Origin of the sequence: Streptomyces sp. NPDC021080, from assembly GCF_044333225.1 — a bacterium.
In the GTDB taxonomy this organism is placed as follows: Bacteria; Actinomycetota; Actinomycetes; order Streptomycetales; family Streptomycetaceae; genus Streptomyces.
The window spans coordinates 161,727-186,766 of the sequence record NZ_JBIRQM010000005.1 but is presented as its reverse complement, the minus strand read 5'-3'; the positions used below and the strand labels follow the sequence as shown (position 1 = coordinate 186,766).

Below are 25,040 nucleotides of genomic sequence, written 5' to 3'. Positions count from 1 at the left end.
CCGGGTGACGGCCGACCGCCGTCCGGCGGACCGCACGGCGTGCCGGCCGTCACCCGCACCGGGGTGGACCCGGAGGACCTACTCGGCGTCCACCGGCTGCCCGGCGGACCGCCCGGCGTCCACCGGCTCCCCCGCGGGCCGTCCGGCGTCCACCCGGTTCTGCTCCGCCACGAGATCCAGCGCGCGCCCCAGTGTCGTGAGCCGCTCGTCCAGGGTCTCGCCGGCGGGGTAGAGGCGGACGGTGTCGACTCCCGCGGCGCGCCAGACACGGAGCCGTTCACGGACCATGTCCTCGGTGCCGATGAGGGTGGTGCCGAGGACCATCTCGTCGGTCACGAGTCCGGCGGCGCCGTCCCGGTCCCCGGCCTGCCAGCGCGCGTGGATCTCCGTGGCGGTCTCCGCCCAGCCCTGCCTGCTGTAGGCGGCGTTGTAGAAGTTGGTGGTGGCGGAGCCCATTCCGCCCAGGCTGAAGGCGAGTTCCTTCTTCCGGCCCGCGACCATGGCGCGCAGCGCGTCCTCGTCCGCCGCGAAGGCCACTTCGGCGCCCTGGCAGATGTCGAGGTCGGCGCGGCGGCGGCCCGCCGCCGCGAGACCCGCGTCCAGGTGGTCGAAGTACGCCTCCTTGGCGCCCTCGGGAACGAAGCTGGTGCCCAGCCAGCCGTCGGCGACCTCGCCCGTCAGGTGCAGCATCTTCGGCGAGAGCGTGGCGAGATAGACGGGCAGTTCGTGCTCGGCCCTGATGGACATCCGCATGGGCCGCGCCTCACCGCCGGGCAGCGGGATCGTGAACTCCCTCCCCTCGTACGAGAGTTTCTCCCCGGCGACCGCCTGCCGGACGATCTCCACGGTTTCCCGCATCCGGGACAGCGGGCGCGCGAACGGCACGCCGTGCAGTCCCTCGATGACCTGGGGGCCGGAGGGGCCGAGGCCGAGGAGGAAGCGTCCGTCGGAGAGGTTGGAGAGCGTGATCGCGGCACGGGCGATGGCCGCCGGGGTGCGGGTCCCGAGCTGGATGATCCCGGAGCCGAGCAGCAGCCGGTCGGTCCGCGCGGCCAAGTAGCCCAGCGGGGAGGGCGCTTCGGAGCCCCAGGCCTCCGCGACCCAGCAGATGTCCATCCCGAGCTTCTCCGCCTCGACCACGAAGTCGACGGTCTCCCGCCAGTCGCCGGCCGACGCCTCGATCGTCGTGGAGGTACGCATCACGCCTCCGCTCCTTCCGCGTTCTCGGCCAGCTTCCTGATCGCCGCGACGGTGTCCGTCATGCTCCGCTCGAACTCCCGCAGTCGTACGAACACGATCTTCTGCTCCTTCTCCGGCATCCGGTCGATCGCGAAGGAGAGCCCCGAACGGCCCGGCCCCATCCGCATCCACTGGGTCAGCTCGGTTCCGCCGCCCGCCTCCTCCAGGGCGAACCGCCAGAGGGCGCTGGGGCGTCCGGGGTCCCCGACGGCCCAGGCGAACGTCCGGTACGGCTCGCACTCCACCACGTACGAGGTGGTCTCCCACTCCCCCAGCGACGCGTGCCTACTGCGCCCCACGAACCGGGCGCCGACTTCCGGCGCCGTCACGCCGTCGAGCCACTCGACCGACCGCAGCTCCGCGCTCAGGTCCGGCATCAGCCGGATGTCGGAGACGAGGTCCCACACCCGCCGCGGTGAGGCGTCGATCCGCGTCCGCACCTCGACGGTCGGCTGGTCCGCGTAGCGGGCGCCCGTCCACTCCATGAGTCTCCGGCCTTCCTCTCGTCCCCCAGGAGGCATACCCGCCCTAGGGCTCTGACCTTGAGAGTTGCGTAGATAGACTGTCATGTCAAGGAAAACCGCTCCCGGCACGGCGGCCGGAAGCGGAAGGGGAGCGGACCCGGAAGCCGAGTCGCGCTCAGGTGGTGAAGCGCTGTCGGATGTCCGGTCGTTCGGCGAGGTGCGGCGGATAGCCGGGGCCGAGCCGCGGCCGGGTGTCCTCGGAGGTCATCGGCTCACCGCAGTCGGCGCACACGACGGCGGCCTCGCTCTCGTGCCCGCAGCGGTCGTGATGGAAGACGACCGGAGGCCCCTGCTCACCGCTGAGCCAGCGGTTGCCCCAGCTGTTCATCGCGGCCAGCACCCCGAAGAAGTCCCGGCCCATCTCGGTGAGCACGTAGTCGTAGCGCACCGGGTCCGTCTGATAGGCCCGCTTCTCCATGAGCCCCTCGTCGACCAGCCGGCGGAGCCGGTCGGTCAGCGTGTTGCGTGCGATGCCGAGCTCCTGCTGGAACGCGTCGAACCGCTTGATCCCGTAGAACGCCTCGCGCAGCACCAGCGGCGTCCACCAGTCGCCGAGCAGATCCATCGTGCGCGCGATGGAACAGGGCCAGTTCGCAAAAGAAGTCCGCCTCACGAGCCCAGCATACGAGGGTCTCGACAATGGACCCGGCAGCTCGGAGCGGAGTGGACGCCGCGCGTCGGCGGCCGGTGACGCGGTGGAGCGACCGCCGGCGGACGGCCGCGTGCCCGGCACATCCGGGGATGCGCCGGGCACCTGTCCGTACGCCGATTCAACCCGCCCCCGCGTGTCGATCACCCGGCGGGCCGTAGGAACGGGCTGCGGCCCGGGGTCACACGCCGGTCGCGGTCACGTCCGACGAGTAGACCAGCGCGACACGGTGGTTGTACTGGATGGTGTACATCTGCTTGGCGCCGGTGACGACCGCTCCGGACGTGAAGTAGTCGTCGGTGTTGGCCGGCGGCCGGGTGGCGACGTACGCCTGACCGACGGGAACCGTGTACCAGCTGATCGGCGCCTGCGTCGACGGGGACAGCCCCGCGGGGTACTCCGCCCGGTCGGGGTAGCTGGAGCCGTAGACCGCCACCGGCGTGGTGCCCGCGGCGGAGACCAGCGTCACGTCGTGCGCGGGCGTGGTGTTGACGCCGCCCGGGTTGTAGAACCACACCTTGGAGCCGCTGTACCAGATGGCGGTCCAGTCGCCGTCGGCGTCGGCCACCACGAACTGCTGCCCCGCCTGGGCGGTGGAGCCCCAGTCGCTGATCCGGTCGGTGCCCGCAGCACCCTTGTGAATGGCCTGATCGCCGAAGAGCGGGGCCGTGTCACCGGGCGCGGTGCGCAGGAAGACGAAGTTGGAGGACTGCTGCCGCTCGGTGCACGAAGGAGTGGCACCGGTGGGATCGTCACCGGGACAGACCTGCACGGTCTGCTGGTTCTCGGTGAAGCCGGGGGTGATCGTCACCGCCGAGCCGACCGGCCCGACCCCGTGCTCGCCCGCCGCCGGAGCGCCGAGCAGGCTCATCAGGTGCTCCCAGTCCCAGGACGCGCCCGGGTCCCAGTGCATGCCCGCGACGAGGCTGGAGTTCGGACCGGCGACGTTGTCGTGGCCGATGATGTGCTCACGGTCCAGCGGGATGCCGAAGCGGTCCGCGAGGTAGCGCACCAGGGACGCCGTGGCCTCGTACTGCGCCTCGGTGTACCAGGTGCCCCCGTGCGCGGCGTAGCCCTCGTGCTCGATGCCGATGGAGTGCAGGTTCGTCGAGTAGTTGCCGGCGTGGTAGGCGATGTCCTTGGTGGACACCATCTGCGTCACCGCGCCGTCCGAGGCCCGCATCACGTAGTGCGCGGAACTGCCGCCCGCGTTCTGGAACGTCGCGATGGCCGACGCGTACGACGACTCGGTGTCGTGGATGACGATCGTGTCGATCCTGATGCCGTTGGCCGGACGGTTGGAGACCTGGCCGTTGGACGAAGCCGCCGGCACGAAGGTGCACGAGACCTCCGCCGGACACTCGGTCGCCGCCGTCGCCGCGACACCGGCCAGCGAGAGCTTGCCCAACTGCCCTGTCGCGACACGGACCTTGCTGTCGGCACCCAGTGACACCCGCTGACCGTCCTGGGTCACGCGCGTGGCCCCGGACCTGACGGTGGCGAAGACACGGTCGGCGAAGGCGGTGGCGCTCCTCTTCTGCGACGAGCCGCTGTAGCGGGCCACCGCTCCGTACCACTGGCCCGCGTCCGAGGACCGGCCACCGGACACGGCCTTCTGATAGGACGCCAGAAGCGCGGCACCACCCGCGATGTTCGCCGCGGGGTCCTCACGCAGCTCGGCGGGGGTCAGCCCGGTGAGCTTCGCCGCGGCCCGCAGCGTGTGCAGGGCGGGGTCCTTCGCCCTGTCCGCGAGATCGCCCCGCCCGACCGCTCCGGCCGGACCGCCGGCCAGCATGGCGGCGGTGACGTCGGTGAGGTGCATCGGCCCGTAGCCGCCGCTGGTGCTCATCTGCCCGGAGTGGGCGTCCCACGCCGACTCCTGGTACGCCACGGCGAGCAACACCCCGAGGGGGACGTGGTACTTGGCGGCGGCGGCCACGAAGGCGTGCTGCAGCGCGCTCGATCCGGACGGGGTGGCGGCACCCGCCTGCGCGGCGGTTCCGGCCTGTGCGGCCGTCGGCACCAGGGCGGTCAGGGCTCCCGCGGTCAGCGCGCTCGCTGCGGCTAAACCGATCAACCGACGGCGCGCCCCGAGCTTTCGGGCAGCGCTGTCCGCCGTTCTCTTCGTCTTCACGTGTTTCCGTACTCCAGGGCAAAAGGGAAGGAGCGGCCGGCTCGCGCATCTGCCGGACGGCAGGAGGTCGACGCCCCTTCGAGGAGAAAAACAGGGAACTTTGGGACATATTCCAGCCGCGGAAGGAATCATTTTCCGCGAACGAGTGACGAAACCACCACAAGAAGCCATGGAAAAAATGACCATGACCTCGAAGATGACGGCCTCCGGTCGACGAGAAATCCACCAAAGGTCGCCGGACATCTCATGCGGCGCGCCGCAGTACTGGCATCATCGGCACGCCACAAGGCTTACCGGATCAGCCTACTGCCCTCTTCTCTTCGGCTTGCGCACCACTATCGCGATGACCGTACCCACGAGGATCCCAGGCACGAGCAGCAGACCGAGCGACAGCCCGGGCGCGACGAGGTGAGCCACGTACAGGCTGCTCACACTCGCGACAGAAGCGACGACGGACCCGATACGGTCGGGTTTGTGATCCGGTGAGCGCATTTCTGCCACCTCTGATTCCAGCTCCATGCGGTGCCCCGCATTCCACTTCCACACACGAGGGCGAAAGCCACTCCGCCCGCACCCAACCAAATCCTCCAGCCCGCACGCCATACGTGAAGATCGACCCAAATACGCTGGTGCCTCATATCACGTAAGACCACCAGACGCTCATAAAGGGTGCAGTTCTCCCCACAGTGGAGGGTCTATCGCAGTCACCCGTTGACCAACAGGATCCCGCGACCAGCGGCTACAGCTTTCGATTACCTCGCCCCCTCAGCCTTCCAGGGAGTGTTCATCGAGGCGCCGGAACTCCATACAGAGCACAGCTGGCCGCCGTTAATACACCGTTACGTACCCCTCTGTCCACTGGTCCTCATCAATCACGGCCTCTTCGATGTAAAAGCAGTTGGGTTCGTCGGCGAACCCGGGAAGCGTACGGGCGCGCTCGATGCGTTCCTGTGCCCGTTCGCGGCTCGAATAGACGCCGAGGTGTTTAACGTCGTCCCCGCCTTCTTCATCGGACCAGAAGTCATCAGGATCCGCGAAGTGCCGAATCATTCCGTCTTCCTCGGCCTTGTGATGTACGTGCGACAGCAGGTAGACCTTGCCGGACTCGTCCATATCGTTTCGCAGCCTTTCTTGTATTTTGATGGGTCAAAAGATGGGCGCCTGTGGATGATGCACGGGAAGTCGGCGCGAACCCGGGCCGCCGGACGGCCGGCCACGCTGGCCGGCCGTCCGGTGCGACTGATCGTCGCACAGGCTATTTCAGTTCCTGGACAGGTACTTCCTGACCTTGTTGTAGACCGACCTGGGCCCCTTCTTGTAAGGAGGTCGGTAATTTCCGTGCTTCATCACTCGGTCCACGGCCTTGTCAAGCGTTTCCCCCGCATGCCTCCGCTGGCCCTTCGCGAAGTCGGGTACATCGTTGCCCTTCTCCTTGCCGGACTTCTTGGACTCATTCCACAGGACCCGGACCTTGTGGATGGCCCAGCTCTTGCCGTACCACCAGATGAGAGCGATGATCGCGACGACCGCGGCGACGCCGATGATGCAGAGCGCAGTGCTGGCGCTCACTCCGAGGCCGGCGGCTCCGACGAGGGCGATCGCGGCCATTCTTCCGTCGAGGTCGACCATGTTGACCGGGTCGCCGCAGACGTAGTCGTAGCTGTTGCAACTGCCGCCTGCGACCGGGTCGACCTGGAGGAACCGGCCGGTGGCCGGGTCGTACAGGCGGACGCCCATCAGGGTGAGGCCGGTGACGGTCTCGGACGAACGCTGCTTGCCGCCCAGCCAGTCGTAGCGGGCCGCCGGCTGATCCGCCCGCGGGTTGCCGTACTCGTCGGCGTCGAAGACGGTGGGCGCCACACTGGTGTCGACCGGCAGCGCGAGAGTGACGTCGCTGTGCAGGTTCGACAGCAGGAGGACCGCGCCACCCGACTTGCCGGTGGTGGCGACGAGAGCGCCGTCGGGTCCGTCGACGTTGCGGCTGAGGGCCCCGCTCGCGGTGTCCTCCACGATCCAGCGCGGGTCGTCCCCGTCGGAGTCGTAGTGGTTGAGCTTGGATCCGGTCTGGGTCCAGGTGCCGGAGGCGTTGGACTCGGTGGTCCAGGAACGGAACCGCAGACCGGAGTCCAGGGTCCAGGTCTGACGCTGAGTGCCGGCGGTCTGCTGCTGGACGAGGTCGTTGGCGAAGTAGGCCAGCGTGGTGCCCGGCAGTGCGGCGGTGCGGCCGAAGGCGTCGTAGGTGTAGCCGGTGTTCACCAGCCGGTCGGCGCTGTCGTAGGTGTAGGAGGTGCTTGTGCTGCCGGTGGTGGTGCAGTCGGTGCCCGGGGTCGCCACGGCGGTCGCGAGCGCCTTGCGGTTGCTGTTCTTGTCGAAGGTGTAGGAACGGGTGGTGCAGACCGCGTCGGCGCCGGTGTCCTGCACCTGGCTGAGGCGGCTTGCCTTGTCGTAGGTGTAGGTCTGGGAGGCTGTCACACCGGGCGTGCCGGTGTGGGTGGCCAACTGGCCCTGCACGGTCGTGGCGACGCTGTCGGACACCAGCACGGTGCCGTCGCTGTTGCGGGTGTAGGTGCGTGCGACGGGACGTCCGGCCGGATCCAGGTCCTGCTGCATGGTGTAGCCACCGGGCAGGCCCTGGCTCGTCACCGCGCCGTCGGCGTCGTAGCGGGCGGAGAAGGTGCCGGCGACGGAGTCGGTCACCGAAGTGGCCAGCCCTCGTGGGTCGATGGCGGCGTCGTAGGTGTAAGTGGTGGTCGACGGCACGTTGTCGGTGACGACGGTGGGCCTGTCGAGCGTGTCGTACTGGGTGCTGGTGGTACCGCCGTCGGCATCCGTGTAGGACATCTGACGGCCCAGCTGGTCGAACGTCTGGGTGATGGTGCCCCCGGCCGTGGAGGTCTGCTTGGTCTCATCACCGGTGGTGGGGTCGTACGACTTGGTCGTGGCGGGGACGGCTGCCCCGACGCCCCCTGAGACGGTCACGGTGGTGGGCCTGCCGGCGGTGTCGTAACCGTTCGTGGTGGTGCGGGTGACGCTGTTGGCGGTCTCGGTGACCTTGGTCGTCTGTCCGAGCGCGTCGTACTCAAAGGTCTTGAGCGGCAACTGCGTCGGGTTCGAGCCGCCGCCGGTGATCGCCGCGACGGGGCCGGTCTGGCAGACCGCGTCGGCCCATTCCGGCCTGCCGCCGCAGGTGCCGGTTCCATCCCCTGTGTAGTAGCTGGTCTGGGTGGCGCCGGCGTCGGTGCCGGTGGAGGCGGGCCGCTGGGTCTTGGTGACGCGGCCCTGGCTGTCGAAGGTGGTGGTCGTGGTCAGCGCCAGGCCGCCCGGGTCGGCGGTGCTGGTGGTGGCCACGCCCTTGCCCCAGTCGTAGCCGATGGTCGTGACCTTGGGGTCGGCGGTCAGCGTGGGCCAGGCCCGAAGCTGGGCGCCCACGGTCTGCTTGGTGACCTGGTCCTGTACCGCCGCGGTGCCGTCGGTGGGGCGGCCGCTGTCGTACTCCTTGAGGGTCTGGGTACGGGCGATGACCGTGCTGCCGGCCTGTGCGGCGGTGGCCGTGCCGTTCATCAGCTTGGAGGCGAGGACGACCTGGTGCAGCGGCCCGTCCTCTTCGAGCACGCTGGTGCCGGCGGCGTTGTAGACGGTGGTGGCCGACAGCAGCTGGGCGCGCTCGGCGGAGGACAGGTTGATGATGCCGAGTGTGGTCAGCCGGTTCCGCTGGTCGGCGGTGCCACCCAGGGCCAGTTCGCGGTTGGCCGCGGTCAGTGACCTGATCGTGTTGCCGAACTGGTCGTACTCGGTGACCGTGATGTGGTGGCCGGGGGTGGCCTCGTCGACCTCACGGCCGGAGGCGTCCAGGTAGTGGATGTCCGCCCGGGTGTAGGAGCTTGCGGTCAGGGTGCTGCCGTCGTTGCCGGCGGGCACCTGGTCGGCGGGGAAGACCGCGGTGGCGTCACTGGGGGTGTCGGTCTGTGCCCAGGAGGCCAGGGCCGAGGTGCCGAGGTCTTCCGGCGCGGACGTGCCGGTCAGCGGGACGCCGTAGACGATGCTGGTGGCGGCGGTGCCGTTGGTCTGGCTCGCGCTGCCCGGGGTGAGGCTGGGGCGGGAGGCCTTCAGCAGCATGCCGTCGCCGGCGGCCGGGTTGGATCCTGCCTGCCCGTAGGTGAAGGTCCACGGCAGCTGTCCGGCCGGGGTCAGCGTGGTGACGCGGCCTGCGCTGTCGTAGGTGTAGGCGGTCTTCAGCGCGGGGCTGATGCGCGGGTCCCACTGCTCGCGCAGCCGGCCGCTGTCGTCGTAGGCGTAGGAGGCGATGGTCTGCACGGTGGACAGGGAGGCCCCGGGCACGGTCGACCACAGCTTGATCGCCGAGACCTGGTCCTTGAAGTCGCCCAGCGCGGAGCCGGCCGCGGTGGTGGCGGTGGCGTAGACGAACTGCAGCACCCGGCAGCCCTTGACCGACGGGTCGGCCGCGCATGCCGAGGCCGTGACGGCCGAGGTCGGGGCGATGATCAGCTTGGGGCGGGAGGTCTTGTTCTCGCCCAGGGTGACCGCTTCGCTGACGGCGGTGGTCGTGGTGCCGGCCAGGCCGTCCAGGTAGGAGGTGGAAGCGTTCCACAAGGTGGTGCTGGCGCCCGCCGGGGTGAAGGTGGTGACCTCGCCCTCGGTGTTCTTCAGGGTGAAGTTGCCGCTGAAGTCACCGGTGAGGGTGTAGTCCTCGGCGCCGACCTCGGGTATCCAGCCGGTCTTCGCGGCGTTCTGGGTGAAGTTCAGGTGCGTGTCATCACCCGACGCACCGATGCTCACCGACGTCACCGACGTCTTCTGCAGCACCGTCCACGGGGTGGAGGTCTGGTCGCCGGCGGCTCCGTAAAGCCATTCCTTGCCGAAGATCGGCGCCTGCTGGCCGGTGCCCGCCCCGGCCTGCGGGGAGCGGGAGGAGGCGGTGCGGTCGACGGACAGGCCGAAGGCCGAGGCGTCGTTGTCGGAGAGCGTGTAGTCGCCGGTCAGCAGGTTCAGCGAACCCGGTCCGACATTCTCGCTCACGGCACCGTCGGCGTTGCGGTCGACGGTGGCGTTGACCGGGTCCGAGGAAGCGGAGGCGCTGGAGGGGCCGGTGAAGTCGGCCCGGACCTGCACCGCGCCGTCCGGATTGACCGTGGACGTGGCGTTCCACGTCAGCTTCGGGCTCTTGCCGCTGGTCAGAGCCACCGGCCACGCCGACAGCTGCTGGCCCGCGACCGTCACGTCACCGGTGGGAACGGGCGTCCAGGTGTCGGCCTCGCCACGGCGCCAGGAGAAGGTCACCTTGTCGAACTTCGAGCCGTCCGCCTCGGCGGCCAGCGGCAGCCGGGCGGCGGTGCGGGTGCCCTCGTCGGGGCTGGTGACACCGCCGGGGCCGACGTGGAAGCTGTAGGACAGGGCCTCGGACTTGTTGTCCGCCTTGTCCGTCGCCCGCACCTGAAGGGTGTTGGTGCCCGCCTTGGCCGGCTTGACGGTGATGCTGACCGGGGTGGTGCCGGAGGTGGCCACCTTCGTCCAGGTCGTTCCGTCCAGCGACCACTCGATGCCGTTCTGGTCACCCGACGGAGGCGTCACCTTGAACACGCCCGCCTGGCCGACGCCCTTGACCCACGAGGCGGAGGGATAGTCGGTGGAGGTCACCGCGGTCGGCGCGGACGGGGCGGAGGTGTCGACGGTGAACGTGGCGTACGCCGACCAGTCGTTGTTGTAGTGCAGGCCGTCGTAGGGGTTGGTGCGGAACTTGTAGGTCTTGCCGTTGGTGAGCAGACCCGAGGGAACCGTCACCGACGCGGGCTGCCCGGAGGGCACGTAGGGAGAGACCAGGTAGTTGCCGACCTGCGCGTTGGTGGTGGCGTCGTCAACCTCGAAGGTGCCGTCGACCTTGTCGTTGTTGACATCGATGAAGGTGTCGCGCAGCGTCGGCGTCGTCGTGTTGACGTACCAGGCACCTGAGGCGTCCTGGAAGAACGGCGGGCCGGCCTGCTGGTCGGTCCCGGTCTTGGGCCGGTAGTTGTAGGTCACCGTCAGCTTGGGAGGGTTCGACGCGGCGTTCGCCGAGTTGAACCGCTTCCACTGCGCGGTCGCCGCCTCACTCGGCGCCTGCAGGCCCATGCCGGAGGTGGCGTTCTTCGCCGATGCCCACGTCTGCACCAGATTGGTGACATCGGCGTTGACCCAGCCGTCCGGAGCCGAGGTGCAGCCGGGATTGCCCTTGGTCTCCGTCGAGGTTGCCGAGGCGGTGTCGGCCCAGGTCGGCTGGGAGGTCCAGCGCGAGGCGGTGGACGCCTTGCCCGTGCTGTAGACGCCCCAGGGGTATGCCTTGCAGTCGGTGTTGCCCGAGTGGAAGTTCCACAGGCTCAGCTTCGCGCTGGAGACCAGCGAGTCCGAGATCGGCGCGGTGTTCCAGGTGATGAAGGAACGGGCCGTGCGTGGTGTGCCGTCGCTGTTGGTCGTGCCCGGGTTGCCCATGTCGAGTTCGACGTCGCTGGACCAGTCGACCGTCTCGCCCTGCTGGACGTAGGTGTCGAACACGTTGGACAGCGCCGAGGTCGAGGGGTCGACCGTGACCGGGTACTGCGTCTTCGGGTCGGCGAGGAACTTCGCGTCCGGGGTGAACACCAGGTTGATGGTCCCCTTGGCGCGGACGACCTTCACCTTGACCGGCGCCTGGTGCGTGTGCTCACCGGAGACCTTGTCCACCCGCGCGTCCCACATCACCGGGGCGGGCATGGTCGCCTGCTTCTTGCCCTTCTTGTCAGTGAAGAGCAGGCTCCCGTCCTTCAGCTGACGTACCTTCAGGCCCTTGGCCTTCAGCGGCAGCGTGTAGGAGTAGCCGTTGCCGGGGCGGGCGCCGAGGACGACGTACTGCTCGAAGCCGGTACGGGTCGCCTCGACCACCACGTCCGCGCCGGAAGCGGCACCCTTGTAGGTGGCACGGTTGCCCTTCAGCTTCGGCCTGGGCAGATCGCCCTTCCACTGCAGGGCGATCTGCCGGTCGCCCTCGCCCAGCGTCACCAGGTCATGTACCGCCGAAGCGGACCGCTTCGCACCGGCCGACGCGGCCTGGCCGCCGCCCAGACTCAGCCCCCGCGGGTGGGCCTTGGGCTCCACCCGCCCCCCGACCGCCCGCAGATCCAGGTCGACCGAACGCCACTTGCCCGCGTCCTTGAACCGCACCGGACCGGCCGACAGCTCCGTCGTCAGCGAGCCATTGGCGTTCACCCACGTCGTGGACGTCTCCGTCCGCTCGCTTAAGGCCTCGACCTTCTTGCCCGACAGACGGGCCAGCACCCGCGCCGACGCCAGGTCCGCAGCCGACGAGGGGTAATGCTTCGCCGGTTTGCTCGCAACGTCAGACCGTGCACCATCACCCACACCCCAGGCATTCTCCGTACCCGCAAGCACGGTCACCGCCATCGTGAGCGCCAGCGAACCGGCCATGCCCCGGCTCCACGTACGCCCGGGTTCCAGCAAGCCAGGTCTGCGCCCGACTCCCACTTTCCTACGCATTCAAGCTCCCACGTCCACAGAAACCCCATGATCAACAGGGCATCCGCAAAGCTAGCCGAGCCCAAAAAGGGGCCAAACGCCCACCACGGCACCAAGATCACTTGGGTTCAAAATAAACAGGTAAAACATTTATAAAGAGAAGGAAGGGATGGCCGCAAAACGCTCCTGACGCATTCGTTTCAGCCATTCCAGCGCACGAAACAGGCCATCACCGCATCGCGATAGGAGGCACCGACGGGACGAATTCGAAGTGGACGGAAAACCCCGTCAGCACACGGAGAAAGCGCCATCCACGCCGGTGTCGGCAAATGCAGACAGCTTGTTCGCCGGACGCGCAAAAGGGCCGGGCGGCGCGTGAAGCGCCGCCCGGCCGGGAATCGCGAGGCCCTACTTGAGGTAGACGAGCCCGTCGGTCGTGACGGTCGGGCGTCCCGCGGTACCCGTGACCACGATCTTCACGGTGTGGGTGCCGCCGGCCGACCAGGTCTTGGTCCACTGCACGGTGCGGTACACGGTGGTGGCCGATTTCATGTCCACCGTGGTGGCCTTGACGCCGTCGACGTAGATGTCCGCCTGGCCGGAGCCGGCGGCGCGGGAGACGACCCATGCGGCCGAGCGGCCGGTGAACGTCCAGCTGAGCGAGGCGTTCTTGGAGGTGCTGCTGTACGACTTGCCGCCCAGGTAGCTGCTGGACGTCTTCGTCGTCCAGGTACCGGTCCGGGTCGCGGAGGTCTCCTGGAGGATCGTCGGGGTGGCGGTCAGGGAGGCGGAAGCGGCGTTTCCGGCGTAGTCGTACGCGGTCATCGACCAGGTGCCGGCCGTGCCGGAGTTCGCGGTCAGCGCGGCGCTGGTGACGGTGGGCCCGTAGGTGTGCGCGGACGGCTTGGTGAGGCGGACCTCCTTCAGGGCGGTGTTGTCGGCACCCTTCCAGCTCAGCGTCACCGGGACGGCGGTCGTGTCGACGGTTCCGGTACGCAGCGACAGCGACGGCTTGGTGGAGAAGGTCGGCGCGGTGGTCTCGGCGACGACGGTGGTGCCGGGCGTCACCGTCGTCTCCCCCGAGATGTGGGTGGCGCGCACGGCCAGGGTGTGACTGCCCGGGGTGAGGGTCAGTGGGGCCGATGTGGCCGTCGGGCCGCCCGTGGTGGCGACCTTCCCGTCCACGAGAACGTCGAAGCGCCGGACGAAGGCCGACGGCGTCGTCGTCGTCCAGTTCACCGTGAACGAGCCCTTGGTGTACGCCGTGGTGCCGGACAGGCCCGCACCGGTGAAGGACTTGAGGGCGAGTCCGGTGACGGGACCGCCGGCCAGGGCGCGGATCTCGGGTATGGAGGCGTACAGCTTGTTGCCGGGGCACTCGGTGAAGTAGCCGTCGCGGTGGCCCGATATACGGTAGAACGACGCGGTCTGACCGAGCTTGAACTTGCCGTTGTCCATACTGGCCGTCAGATCGACCTTGCCCGCCGGGTCGTGCTTGTACTGGCCGAGCTTCCACGCGGCGATCTGCGCGACCGAGGCCTTGGCGGCGGCGGACGCATCGATCGAGGAGTACTCGCCGAGGACGGCGATGCCGGCGGAGTTGGTGTTGAAACCCGGGTTGTGGGCCCCGATCACCGGCTGGTCCACACCGCCCTTGCGGCCCTCGAAGATGGTGCCGCACTTGTCCACGAGGAAGTTGTAGCCGATGTCCTTCCACCCGTTGCTCTTGATGTGGTACGCCCGGATGGCGCGGACCAGAGCGGCGGACTCGGCGCAGGTGTACGTGTTGGCGTCCACGGTGTGGTGGACGAAGACCACCTTGATCTCCGTGCCGTAGCCGGGCGCTTCGTCGTTCAGCGACTCATCGGCCCCCCACTGGGCCCGGGTCACGATGACGGGCTTCGGGGCCGTGGACGTCGGCGCCGGCGGCACCGTCGCGGTCGGCGAAGCACTGGCCGAAGCGGGTGCCGAAGCCGTGGCCGAAGCGGTGGGATCGGCCGTTGCCGCCGGGGCGCTGCCCGAAGCGCTCTCGCCGGGCGAGGGGGTTGCGGATTCGTCCGCCGCCGTCGGCGGGGGCGTGGATCCGCCTTCTTCCGGGGTGGTGGTCACCGCGTCGGACGGAGTGTCGGTCGCCTCGTCGCTGGGCTCCGCATCGACGGCGTAGGCGGCCGGCTCGGGGCTGACGGCGGCGGAGCCCTTGCCCGGATCGACCATCTCCAGCCGCAGTCCGGCCGGAAGAGCGGAGCCCCGGCCGTCGACGCGCACCTGCACGCCGTCCGACGGGCCCACCCAGGCCGGCTCGGTGGCACCGCGCCTGCTCTCCTCGGCCGCGGCGCCACGACCGCCGACGTCCAGCGACTTCCAGGACCCCCAGGCACCACTGCGGGCGCTGCGGGCGCGCACCTCGACCGAGCCGGGCAGCTCGGCGGTCGGCTTCGTCCACGACAGGCCCACCAGACTGAACGGCCGGGTGTCACGCCGGGGAATCTCGCCGCGGTCGCCGTCGACCGTTAAGGCAGCAGAGCGCACATGAGCCTGCACCGGCCCCGTGACCGGCTTGTCCTGGCCGTCGTCGTTCCCCCCGGAGTCCCCTGGAAATCCCTGAAGAACAGCGACACCGCCCACCCCCGCCGCCACGACCGCCGCAGCGACCCACGCTCTTCGTTTGTTCATATTGATCGGACGCCCCTCCATGCCTGACGGCATCGCACACCGGGAGATCTCCTCAAACCGGCGTGTGCCACAACTATCGGCCGTCAGAGTAACGGAAAACCTGTGAACCCATTACGTGCCGAAATGGACACCGGAGAACAGACTTTTCCGTGACGGTGCCCACTGAGCCCACTCCTCGAAACTGCGGAGGCGAGATACCGCCGGAATCACAGCATTGACACAAATGAGACTCTTGAGCCTTGATCGCGGGACTGGGACGACAGCCAAATCGACGACATAAACAATACGGACAAGCCCCTCGCGCACTTTCGGACTTCGCCACCGAAATGCCCGTCCGAGAGTATGAAAACGGTGTGAGATCTCCTTCGAATTCCACTCGGAACGAGTTGATGCGATAAAGGCGCCACGCCTCACCCGGACGAACTCCTACGGCGGCCGCCAGGCGTCGTGCGAGCCCACCGGGGTGGGGGACGGCGTGACGCCCCTGGACGAGCCTTCGGAGCGCCGGGCACGACGGCGTCGGCACCGACGCCGGACCGGCCGAAGAGAGATGAGCACCCGGCACCCTCGCGACCCCTGGGTCCTGGCTGCACGCCGAGCGACGTCCGCCGAGTTCTTCGAGGGCGACCGACAGATGGAACAGGGCAAGCACGGGCTCACCGACGACGACCTGCGCGCGTGGCGCGCGGCTGCCGCGACCAGAGGGCGCCGCACCACCAAGAAGTAGCCCGCCAGCTACGCCAACGGCCCCGCGATCCGAGCTTCGGATCGCGGGGCCGTTGTTATGCCTGTTCAGTCACCCAACCGCCCGCCCTGAACTGCCGAAACGAAGGAGGCCCAACCAACGGCCGGGAACACGAGCACCGGGCCGCTGAGCACCTTGCTGTCCCGCACCGGGACAACAGTGGCGAAGTCGTCAGAGACCTCAACGCAGGCCCCACCGTCCTGGTTGCTGTAGCTGCTCTTGCGCCAGGAGGCGGCACTCAGGTCGATGGATCGCACGGCACTTCCTCCAACATCCGCAGGATGAACTTGCGCGACTCTGCGGGGGTGAGCGCCAAGTCGCGCACCGCATCGTACGTCTTCTGCAACCGCACAACTGGGCCGGACTCCTCGATCAGTTCCCCCTGGTAGCCGTTCTCGGTATACGCCACGGTCCTGCCCTCAGGAAGGAGCAAGTACCACATATCCGCGCTCATGAGGCCGTGCAGTCCTGCGCTCTGCAGAAGCACATGGACGGTGACATTGGGCCGCTCCGCAGCATCCCGCAGGTACTCAAGCTGCCCCCGCCACTCACCCACATCCCGCAACGGCGTCCGCAGCACCGCCTCCGACAAGATCGTCCGGAACGGCGGCGCGTCCTCCCCCTCCAACAACTCCCGCCGCCCCACCCGAGCCTCGACCTGCTGCTCAAGCTCCTTCCCCTTGAGCCCGCCCGCCGCCAGCACCTCCCGTGCGTACCCAGGCGTCTGCAACAGCCCCGGCAGCACGCTCACCGCGAAATGCCAAAGGCTCACCGCCTCCGCCTCCAGCGCCATGTACCGCCGGTACCGCTCCCGGAACTGCGTATGGTCCCCGGCGGCCAGCTCCCACAGCGCCAGCAGCAGCCCCGGCGTCCCGTAGTGCTGGTCGAGGGCCTGGACAACCTCCGGGCTGCCGAGCGTCTCGCCCTTCTCCATCTTGCCGAACAACGACCAGTCCCAGCCCAGCCGTTCGCCGAGCGCCCGCAGACTCGTCCCGCTCCCGGCCCGTAGCGTCCGCAACTCCTCGGCGAACCGCTGACGCGGCTCCTGACTGCGACCGGTGACGACGCGCCGTTGCGGCATACCGCTCCCTCCGGGACGTTCACGTGACCGCTGTGGAACGTGTGGAACCACCACACGCGACGGGGAAGCGCACCCCCGCCCACAGCCCGGCCGCCCACACCCAGACGAGCCGCACCCTCGTAACAATGGGACTACACAGCGTAATTCAACCAGCCAGTCGGATCGAGGAATCAGCGGAACCGAACCTCCAAAGCCCCGACCGCCGAAGCCGACCTCGCCGACGACGACCCGCACGCACCCGACGCCCGCCCCACCGCACCGGCCCAAGTCCGACGCAGGACCAGTCAGCAACCGGCTCGGGGCTCGTCCCGTACTCGCAGACCACCGTTCAGCAGTCCGCTCAAAGCGCCTCCGGGAGCGGTTCCGTGCCGCCTGGTGCACCCGTGCCCGGCATCGGCCGGTCCGGAATCAACCCGGCGGATTCGGGCCGAACCGGGGGCGTCGAAATGTAGGCTCCGGCAGTGAACGCCGACGACGTCTGGCCGTTGCGCGCACCCTCAAATAGGAGATCGCATGCAGGATCCTTCGGACTCGATGGAGATCGCCGAGCCTGAGGAGAACGGCCAGAGCACTACCGCCGACTCACCCGTTGTGGAAGATCCGGCACCCGAACCGGACACCGACTCGGCGACCGCATCGACGGTCATAGCGGAGGTGCTCCCGGGGGTCGCCATGGTCTTCGGTGAGGTCCCGGCGGAACTCAAGCCCGATCTGCTCGACTTCGGGTTCGTGTCGGCCGCCGACCGCAAGCAGATCTCCACGGTCCTCGCCTCGATCGGGAACACCGCGACCGTGGCCGGCAACCTCGGACACGCCTTCGCCAGCGCGCAGGGGCTCTACAGGATCAGCAGCGCGACACAGGCCCTCCTGAAGGCCGGCGCGACACTCGCGGTCAAGGACGGCGCGAACCTCGGAACAGTGATGATTCCGGGGCGCTTCCTCGCTCAGGCCCGTTTCTACGCCGTGGATACGGTGAGCGCGGCGCAGGGCGCGGCCTCGATCGGGCCCGCGCTGGCCATGGTCGCCCTTCAGATGCAACTGACCGAGGTCGAGAACCTCGTCAGGACCAACATCGCGCTGACCAGCCAGGTACTCGCGACCGTCCGCCGCGGGCAGTGGGCCGAGCTGACGGCACTCGTCGCCACCGTCGATCACGTCGTCGGTCACGCGCGAGAGGTCGGATCGGTCCCGACGTCCCTGTGGGACACCGTCGCGGGCAAGAAGGCGGACCTGCGGACACAGCGTGACCTGTACCGCCTGAACGTCGGCGATCACATCCGGCAGATCCAGCAGCTCGACGGACATGCCCGTCGTGAGTACCTCGAGACGAACGCCGAGGCGATCCTCTTCGACGCGAACGCCCTCCTGTCCTCCGTCAAGGCATGGACCGGATATCAGGCGCTCCACGCCGCGCGGGCGAGAGCCGCCGGTCCCGAGGACGCCGGCGAGGCCCGGCTCGTCGACTCCATCGCGCGCGACACCCGCACGGAGCTCGACGCCGCCCTCGCCGAGACGACGAGCCTCATCGACTCGCTGACGCGGGAGTTGCGCATCATCGCCGAACTCCCCGGACGCGACACGCTGCAACTGCCGGGGAAGCGGAAGGACTCGATCGCGGCCCGCCGGACCTCCGCCCTTCTTCTGGAGGCGATCGCGCCCCTTGCCGACGTTCTCCGTCCGTCGGCCCCTCCGCTGGAGGCTCCGGGCGTCGTCTGCGCACCCGAGGTGCTCGACCTCGAGCCGTACCTTCGCATCCTGCGATGGTTCCTCGAGGACGGTGAGGCCCTCCGTGTCCTCGGCTTCCCCGATCAGCTCGACGCCCTCGGTCCGATCTCCGCGATCTTCAGCGGAGCGAAGGACAAGCTGGCGTCCGCGAGGGACAAGATGGCGGCGAAGACCCTGGTCGCCGTAACGGATCGCCGCGTCATCACGGCCAGGACGAGCGCGTTCCTCGAGCAGGGCGAGATCCGGCTGGACATCCCGATCGACCAGGTGCGCTACGTCCGAGCGGCGACCACACCGGACAAGAGCGCGCGCTTGGCGATCGACCTCATCACACGCGACGAGAACATCCGGTGGCTCTTCCCCACCGACATCGACAACACTCGAGTGGACGCGCTCGCCGCCGTGCTCGCCGAGTCGATGACGATCCCGGACGCCGAACGCGATCAGCTTCGACAGCGGTACCACGCCCCCGTCGAGGCGGACCGGAAGGGCGAGATCACCGACACGGCACCGCCTACGAAACCGACGGGATCCGAGGCCACGACCTGCGACGCCGAGTAGGCACGGAGAACGGCGGCAACAGCGGTCAAAGTGCCGACACCAAGGAGTAATTGCCCCGTCCTGACGGGATCCCAACTGGTGTCACCGCATGCCTCACGGATAGCGTCGGTTCACTTGAGCAATCCTTCACCCCACCAGGAGTCCCAAGTGAACCGCCCCGCCCGGCTCGTCGTAGTCGCGGTCACCGCATCCACGGCGCTGCTCCTGACCGCCTGCGGCTCGGGCGGGGGCGACGACTCGTCCTCGGACAAGATCAAGGGGGCGGACGCCGGTGGCGAGAAGACCTCGGCCGGCCCTTCCGCTACGGCCTCGCAGGACGCAGCCGGGCGGCCGAAGATCGCGCTCTCCAAGGACTTCCGGGCGGACTTCGAAGGCTGGACCAACAGCGACCCGAAGCTCCAGGCGATCCTGGACGACGGCCGGGAGGAACTGAGGTCGAAGTACGCGGCGATCATCGAGTCGAACCCGGACTCGGACGCCGTGGCGTTCTACAACTCGGGGACCTCCCTGACGTCCGCCCGCGAGTGGATCAAGAGCTTCACCGACACCGACGACGGCCTCATCGGCGAGGTCACGGTCTATCGCCCCCGGGTCCACATCAACGACACCGGCTCGGGCGTGCTCTTCTACTGCGTCGACGAGCGCAAGGCGTCCACGAAGAACCGCAAGACCGGCAAGGTCATCGACACGCCGGACAAGCCCGAGTCCGTGCTGCAGTACCGCGAGCGGCTGGACAAGACCTCCCAGGGCGTCTGGAAGAACGTGTCCCTGACGACCGTCGCCGGAGGGTGCGGCTGATGCGGTCGGCAACGAGGGCGTACAGCCTCGTCGTCGCAACCGTCCCCGTTCTGCTCCTCGCCTCCCCGACGGCCTTCGCGATCGGAGACAAGCACGGTCAGGCGCCCCCGCATCCGGGCCCGTCCGGCGGTTCGTCCGGCAGCACGCTGACGGCCAAGGCCACCGACACCGGCATCAAGGTCACCCAGGTGAGCGGCAGCACCTCGGGCACCTCGCCCAAGGCGCTCGCTCCCGTGGACCCCAACTGGAAGCCCCCTGCCTGCTGGTACGAACCGGTGGCCACGCCGCAGGCAAGAAGAACCCCGCCAGGGACGCAGGGGAAGTGAGCCGCACGATGAAAGACCCAGAGATACTGTCCCGCTTCGACGGGCGAGGTCGGGCCGAGTTCCTCCTCGGCGGTCTCGAAGGCAGACACTCCGACAGGATCACGGCGATCGGCTTCGAGTTCGGCTACGACCTCCAAGCGACCGAGATGCCGAGCAAGAGCGCTGTCCGCCTGGTCTTCGTCCGGAACGATTCCCCGCCGGCTCGACAACGTGCCCAGCAGGCTCAGGACCGCCTGCGCGCGGGAGGCCCACTCCTGCCGACGTGGGACGCTCCCACCGCGCAGCCGGGCACGACCCGGCCCGTCACGGCCGAAGAGATGGCCTCGGCGCGTCGGGGTGTCACCGCCTACGAAACGAATGGCGCAAAGCGTTTTGCCTTCTTCGTCGCGCTGCTCAGCCTCGGGTGCTTCGTCGTCGCGGGGGTGCTGCGTGACCGGCCCGGCGCGGCACTCGCCGTGCTGGTGATCTTCGCCGTCCCTCTGGCGGCGATCGCCACGTTGATCCCCCGGTGGATGAAGCGCTGGTACGAGAAGAACCGGCGGCTGGTGGACCTGTACGACCAGCAGCGGATCGGGCCCCCGCCCCCGCCGTCCGGCCCCCTGCACCCCGGCGAAGGGCGCCGACGGTGATGCGGATCGGCTTCTCCGTACCCTCCGAGTTCGAGGAAGTGCCGCTGGGCATGGACTTCGACGCGGCCTGCGCCGAGGTGAACACCCGGAGCGCGTACGGCTCTTCGGGAGCCGGGACGGACGAACAGCCGCTGCCGGAGACGGCACGGGAACTCCAGCGGATCTCGCGGTTCCTCGACGACAGCCGAGTGGTGTACGCCGCCGACTGCCTGCACTCCTTCGAGGTCGAGGTACTCACGGCTCAGTTCCCACGCGATGATCCCTGTCCCCTCCGGGAGTGGAGACGGCCGGCACATGTGCCTGATGGCCTTCTCCACGCCGCAGGTCACCCACTGGGAGCGGTGCTACGCGCCGGTCATGGCCGGTGTGCTGCGGAGCCTCCGGTTCACCGAGGACGGTCAGCCCGACGCGGGCACCGAGGTCACCCCGTTCGCGAAGTCCGCGAACGCTTCGGAGCAGTCGGCCGACGCGTAGAAGCAGCCGTGGGGTCGACACAGAAGCAGCAGCACCTCTCCAAGGCTCACCGAAGGTGTGGAACGAACTTGGTGACGGAGAAGCGAGCATGAGCGGTGCTGCCGAGGACGAGGCGCGGAAGAGGCGTACGCGTTACCCCGTCCCGCTCGCGGTCGGCATCGGCTGCTACGTACTCGTGGTGATCGCGGGGCTGTTCCTCCTGGCGGACGACTTCGGTGCTGCCCTGTTGGTGCCCCTGTGGATCGTGCACGGGGTGCTGCTCGCCCTGCTGATCCGGAAGCTGGGCGCCACGGAGTCCAGCGCGTACACGGCGCTGCTCATCGTGGCCGTCTCGCTGATGTCCGTGTACGTCGCCTCCATGGCGCGCGACGATCTCACGCTGCAGCAACGCGGGGAGAAGGTCGCAGCCACCGTCGTGAAGAAGCGGCGTGACCCGGCCGAGGGACGCAAGGGCCGCGACTACAACTACGCACTGGAACATCAGGACGGCACCGAGGTTCCGGGACCGGCCATGAAGACGACGTCCGACCGCTACGACATCGGCCAGAAGCTGACCGTGCTCGAGGACCCCCGGGGTGAACTCCGCCCCCGGACACCGGGCCAGGCCGACGCGACGGGCGAAGCGCTCGGATCAGCTGCGCTCGCACTCGCCGCACTCGGCGCCGTCGGCTGGATGACCTGGCGAGGGTCGGACACCGCGAGACGGCGGGACGACGGAGAGCCGTCGATCGGCTTGCGCAAGGCGTACAAGGCCGTCACCGGCGACCGCACAACGGGGGAAGAGCAGGAGGAGAAGCTCCGCGAAGCCCTGCGCACGTACCCCGCCGACCGCCGCGGCTACATCAAGGTCCAGCCCGAGGACTACCCCGACCTGCCGCAGCAGCGAGCCGCCCGGATCGCCTGGGAGATGGGCCTGCGTGCGGAGGCGACCGGCAACCGGGGTTCGTGGCGTTTCAAGGAGACCGTGATCGAGGAAGTCCCGCACGACTGAGCCGGGCGGCGGAAGCATGTCGGCCTTCCGAGAGACCCGCAGCCGGTGTGGAAGGTGTGGAACGAACGTGGTGCCGTGCGGAAGCACGAGCCGGACCACAGCGTGGCCGTCCCCGTCCGGGCGCATCCTCGTAACGCCCGGACCGCGCGGCGCGACTCGCCCCGCGCACCCGGGACGGACCGTGCAGGACCGAACCGACGAGGATGCCGATGCCCCCCACACCCCGACACCCCTCCGGCCATGCGGCACCGCCCCGCCCCGCCACCGGTCAGCACCGCCCGCCGACCGCCGCCCCGAAGGTCCAGGAGGCCCTCGAAGCCCGTGACGCCCTCGCCTCCGCCCTCAGCCGGGCCGGCGTCCAGCTCCCCGCGATGGACATCCGCGCTCCCTGGGCCGACGACCGCGAGGGCGAGGCACGCTACGCGCTCGTCCACCTCGGGATGTGCTCCGCGCCCGTGGCTCTCCTGCTCGCGGACGTGATCCTGCGTGGCCTCGGCACATGAGGGAGACCTGCGAGGACGCGGTACCCGAGGTCGGAGAGGTCGTGGTCGACAGCGCCCGCGACCGCGTCGGCCGGGTCATGGGGCACGAAGGCCCGTACCTCCAGCTCCGGCCGCTCGGCGGCGGCGTCGAATGGGACGCGGAGCCGCGCCACGTCCGGACGCTCGACCGGGCCGAGGTGCTGCGCGCCCTGGTCTCCGAGGCCAACACCCGCAGCAGACGGAGCACCCAGTGACCCTGCCGCCCGCCATCGTGGTCGAGCCCCTGTCCTGCCCGTCCACCTGGCCCGACCGCTCACCTAGGACGGCGAGAACCATCTCAGCGGCCCGACGGGCTTCCTGATCCGCCTCGCGGGAGCGCGCGGCGGACCGCGAAGGACATGCCCCCACCCGCACGAGTCTTCTTCGTGCTGCCTGGGGGCATTTCCTTGCTGTTCCGTGAGTCCGCGGCGTCCGTGGCCGCCCGCGTCCTCGAAGGGTCGCCGGCGCTGCATCCGACCGAGAACTTCCGCCATCAGCACGGCCGGCGCGCCGGGCAGGCGGAGGTGCGGTCCTGGGAACGCAGCCTCCCGGCTCTCGTCAACGCCCTCATGGATGCCGGGCTCGGCGACGTCGAAGTGCTCATCGAGTACGGCCTGCCCCTCACCAGCAAGCGCGCGGACGCCGTACTCGCGGGCGTGCACCCCACCACGGGTGAACCGTCGTACGTCGTGGTCGAACTGAAGCAGTGGAGCGAGGCCCACCCGGAGGAGAACGAGCCACTGCTCTGCCGGATCGACGCGTACGCGCACCCCGTCCTCAACCCGATCGAGCAGGTCCGCGGCTACTGCGCGTACCTGCTGTCGTTCAACGGGGCACTGGAGCGGATGCCGAAGTCCCTGTCCGGGGTGGCGTTCCTGCACAACGCGACCGAGTTCGGCGGCGCTCCCCGAGCGACTGGCGGTGGCCACGGTGTCGGCGAGGCTCGCCGACTTCGACGGGGCACGCGCTGCGCTGTCGGAGCCGAAGCGCTTCTCCAACCAGCCGACGCCCTGAACGGGTGCGCGCCCCGCCCTGCCGACAACCGAGAGGGCCTCGATACGTCGGCATCACGCTGACCTCGTCCTCTGCGGCCGCAGGCCCGGAGCCCCCGGCCTCAGCCGGACTTCTTCACCGGCTCCAGAATCGCCACGCACTCCACGTGATGCGTCATCGGGAACAGGTCGAACGCCCGCAGCGTCCGCACCTTGTAGCCGCCGTCCTTGAAGTACGCCAGGTCGCGTGCCAGGGCCGCCGGATCGCAGGCCACGTAGGCGATCTTTCGCGCGCCCAGCGACGACAGGTGCTCGACCGTCTTCTTGCCGGCGCCCGCGCGGGGCGGGTCGAGGACGATGATGTCGACCTCGGTGATGCCGGTGCGCGGGAGGACCGCCTCGACCTTGCCCTGTTCGATGCGGACGCGGTCGAAGCCGGCCAGGTTGTGCCGGGCGTCCTCCACCGCGCGCTTGCCCGACTCGATGCCGAGGACCGCGCCCTGGTCGCCGAGGCGGTCGGCGAGGGCACCGGCGAAGAGGCCGACACCGCAGTAGAGGTCCAGGGCCATGTCGCCCTTGCGGGGCAGCAGGCCCTGCATGACGGCCTTGACGAGGGTGTCGGCGGCCATCGGGTGGACCTGCCAGAAGCCGCCGCTGCCGACCCGGTGGGTGCGGCCGTCGGCGCGCTCGCGCACGAACGCGCGGCCGTGGACGCGGTGGATGCCGCCGTCCTGTTCGGCGACCCGCATCACGGAGACCGGCTTGTCGAGTTCGACCAGGGGGAGGCGGGCGCCGGGGCGCGGTTCCAGGATCACCATGCGGTCCTGCGAGCCCGTAGCGGCGATCGCCTCGACGGCCTCCATGCCGGACCAGTCGCGCTCCTCGATGCCGAGCTCGGTGATTCCGGGGGCGGCGATCATGCAGCGCTCGATGGGCTCGACCTCGTGCGAGCGGTGGCGGCGCAGTCCGGCGTTGCCGTCGGGGTCGACGGCGTACTGGACGCGGGTGCGCCACTGGGGCACCTCGCCGGCGGGCAGCTTGTCGCCCTCGGCGGGCATCACCGTGCCGTCCCAGCCGGCCTCCTCGGGCGTGAGGCCCGCGAGGCGCTGCAGCTGCTCGGCGATGACCTCGCCCTTGAGCCGGCGCTGCGCGCCCGGCTTGGCGTGCTGCCAGTCGCAGCCGCCGCAGCGGCCGGGGCCCGCGTACGGGCAGGGCGCCTCGACGCGGTCCTTGGAGGCGTCGATGATCCGCACGGCGTCGGCGCGCAGGAACCGTGCGCCCTCCTCGCCCTCGGTCACCCGGGCGACGACGCGCTCGCCGGGCAGCGCGTGGCGGACGAAGAGGACCTGGCCCTCGTCCGTGCGGGCGATGCAGTGCCCGCCGTGCGCGACGGGGCCGATCTCGACCTCGTACTCGTCCCCCACCAGCGACTTCTTCGGTTCTGCCTGCATGGTGGGGTGACTCCAGATGAGAGG

Annotated in this window: 20 protein-coding genes and 1 pseudogene; 10 read left to right on the top strand and 11 right to left on the bottom strand. The window is 69.2% G+C overall.

Going from position 1 to position 25,040, the window contains the following annotated elements:
* Positions 1–78: 78 nt before the first annotated feature.
* From ACH4S8_RS14120 to ACH4S8_RS14085, 8 genes are all read right to left on the bottom strand, one after another.
* Positions 79–1,200 (bottom strand): LLM class flavin-dependent oxidoreductase, encoded by a 1,122-nt coding sequence (locus ACH4S8_RS14120; RefSeq protein ID WP_398393466.1) that lies wholly within the window; start codon positions 1,198–1,200, stop codon positions 79–81.
* On the bottom strand, positions 1,200–1,724 hold the full coding sequence (locus tag ACH4S8_RS14115) for an SRPBCC family protein (protein WP_398393464.1): 525 nt from the start codon (positions 1,722–1,724) through the stop codon (positions 1,200–1,202). Before ACH4S8_RS14115 ends, ACH4S8_RS14120 begins: the two co-directional genes overlap by 1 nt.
* A 154-nt stretch (positions 1,725–1,878) precedes the next feature.
* Entirely contained in the window at positions 1,879–2,376 is a 498-nt protein-coding gene (locus ACH4S8_RS14110; RefSeq protein ID WP_398393462.1) for a winged helix-turn-helix transcriptional regulator, read from the bottom strand.
* A 217-nt stretch (positions 2,377–2,593) separates the two neighbouring features.
* Positions 2,594–4,546: an N-acetylmuramoyl-L-alanine amidase gene (locus ACH4S8_RS14105; RefSeq protein ID WP_398393460.1), complete on the bottom strand. Its 1,953-nt coding sequence runs from the start codon at positions 4,544–4,546 to the stop codon at positions 2,594–2,596.
* 303 nt (positions 4,547–4,849) lie between these two features.
* Positions 4,850–4,978, bottom strand: coding sequence for a hypothetical protein (locus ACH4S8_RS14100; RefSeq protein WP_398393458.1), 129 nt, complete (start codon positions 4,976–4,978; stop codon positions 4,850–4,852).
* A 396-nt stretch (positions 4,979–5,374) separates the two neighbouring features.
* Complete coding sequence (locus tag ACH4S8_RS14095; RefSeq protein ID WP_398393456.1) at positions 5,375–5,659, bottom strand: hypothetical protein; 285 nt, start codon at positions 5,657–5,659, stop codon at positions 5,375–5,377.
* A gap of 147 nt (positions 5,660–5,806) precedes the next feature.
* The gene (locus ACH4S8_RS14090) at positions 5,807–11,977 is read right to left on the bottom strand and encodes a DNRLRE domain-containing protein (protein WP_398394099.1); all 6,171 of its coding nucleotides are present in this window, start codon (positions 11,975–11,977) and stop codon (positions 5,807–5,809) included.
* A 480-nt stretch (positions 11,978–12,457) separates the two neighbouring features.
* Positions 12,458–14,722, bottom strand: a complete 2,265-nt coding sequence (locus tag ACH4S8_RS14085; protein ID WP_398393454.1) for an N-acetylmuramoyl-L-alanine amidase — start codon at positions 14,720–14,722, stop codon at positions 12,458–12,460.
* A 550-nt stretch (positions 14,723–15,272) separates the two neighbouring features.
* Between ACH4S8_RS14085 and ACH4S8_RS14080 the strand changes: the two genes are divergently transcribed.
* Positions 15,273–15,449 carry a hypothetical protein gene (locus tag ACH4S8_RS14080; RefSeq protein ID WP_398393452.1) on the top strand — a complete coding sequence of 59 codons (177 nt, stop codon included), beginning with the start codon at positions 15,273–15,275 and terminating at the stop codon, positions 15,447–15,449.
* Between the two features lie 65 nt (positions 15,450–15,514).
* Here ACH4S8_RS14080 and ACH4S8_RS14075 read toward each other — a convergent pair whose 3' ends face one another.
* Both ACH4S8_RS14075 and ACH4S8_RS14070 read right to left on the bottom strand, forming a co-directional pair.
* Positions 15,515–15,724 (bottom strand): DUF397 domain-containing protein, encoded by a 210-nt coding sequence (locus ACH4S8_RS14075; protein WP_398393450.1) that lies wholly within the window; start codon positions 15,722–15,724, stop codon positions 15,515–15,517.
* The gene (locus tag ACH4S8_RS14070; RefSeq protein ID WP_398393448.1) at positions 15,706–16,548 is read right to left on the bottom strand and encodes a helix-turn-helix domain-containing protein; all 843 of its coding nucleotides are present in this window, start codon (positions 16,546–16,548) and stop codon (positions 15,706–15,708) included. The genes ACH4S8_RS14075 and ACH4S8_RS14070 overlap by 19 nt, the downstream gene beginning before the upstream one ends.
* Positions 16,549–17,061: 513 nt before the next feature.
* Here ACH4S8_RS14070 and ACH4S8_RS14065 point away from each other — a divergent pair.
* The 9 genes and pseudogenes from ACH4S8_RS14065 to ACH4S8_RS14025 all read left to right on the top strand — a co-directional run.
* On the top strand, positions 17,062–18,834 hold the full coding sequence (locus tag ACH4S8_RS14065) for a hypothetical protein (protein ID WP_398393446.1): 1,773 nt from the start codon (positions 17,062–17,064) through the stop codon (positions 18,832–18,834).
* A 147-nt stretch (positions 18,835–18,981) separates the two neighbouring features.
* Positions 18,982–19,632 (top strand): hypothetical protein, encoded by a 651-nt coding sequence (locus tag ACH4S8_RS14060; protein WP_398393444.1) that lies wholly within the window; start codon positions 18,982–18,984, stop codon positions 19,630–19,632.
* On the top strand, positions 19,632–19,958 hold the full coding sequence (locus ACH4S8_RS14055) for a hypothetical protein (RefSeq protein ID WP_398393442.1): 327 nt from the start codon (positions 19,632–19,634) through the stop codon (positions 19,956–19,958). Before ACH4S8_RS14060 ends, ACH4S8_RS14055 begins: the two co-directional genes overlap by 1 nt.
* 8 nt (positions 19,959–19,966) lie before the next feature.
* Positions 19,967–20,587: a hypothetical protein gene (locus ACH4S8_RS14050; RefSeq protein WP_398393440.1), complete on the top strand. Its 621-nt coding sequence runs from the start codon at positions 19,967–19,969 to the stop codon at positions 20,585–20,587.
* Between the two features lie 294 nt (positions 20,588–20,881).
* Positions 20,882–21,061 (top strand): hypothetical protein, encoded by a 180-nt coding sequence (locus ACH4S8_RS14045; protein ID WP_398393438.1) that lies wholly within the window; start codon positions 20,882–20,884, stop codon positions 21,059–21,061.
* 88 nt (positions 21,062–21,149) lie between these two features.
* Positions 21,150–22,052 (top strand): hypothetical protein, encoded by a 903-nt coding sequence (locus ACH4S8_RS14040; RefSeq protein ID WP_398393436.1) that lies wholly within the window; start codon positions 21,150–21,152, stop codon positions 22,050–22,052.
* A 209-nt stretch (positions 22,053–22,261) separates the two neighbouring features.
* The gene (locus ACH4S8_RS14035) at positions 22,262–22,555 is read left to right on the top strand and encodes a hypothetical protein (RefSeq protein ID WP_398393434.1); all 294 of its coding nucleotides are present in this window, start codon (positions 22,262–22,264) and stop codon (positions 22,553–22,555) included.
* On the top strand, positions 22,552–22,788 hold the full coding sequence (locus tag ACH4S8_RS14030; protein ID WP_398393431.1) for a hypothetical protein: 237 nt from the start codon (positions 22,552–22,554) through the stop codon (positions 22,786–22,788). Before ACH4S8_RS14035 ends, ACH4S8_RS14030 begins: the two co-directional genes overlap by 4 nt.
* Positions 22,789–22,932: 144 nt before the next feature.
* A pseudogene (locus ACH4S8_RS14025) lies at positions 22,933–23,472 on the top strand (ATP-binding protein); the annotation flags it as partial.
* A 215-nt stretch (positions 23,473–23,687) separates the two neighbouring features.
* Here ACH4S8_RS14025 and ACH4S8_RS14020 read toward each other — a convergent pair.
* Entirely contained in the window at positions 23,688–25,016 is a 1,329-nt protein-coding gene (locus ACH4S8_RS14020; RefSeq protein ID WP_398393429.1) for a class I SAM-dependent RNA methyltransferase, read from the bottom strand.
* Between the last annotated feature and the right edge of the window lie 24 nt (positions 25,017–25,040).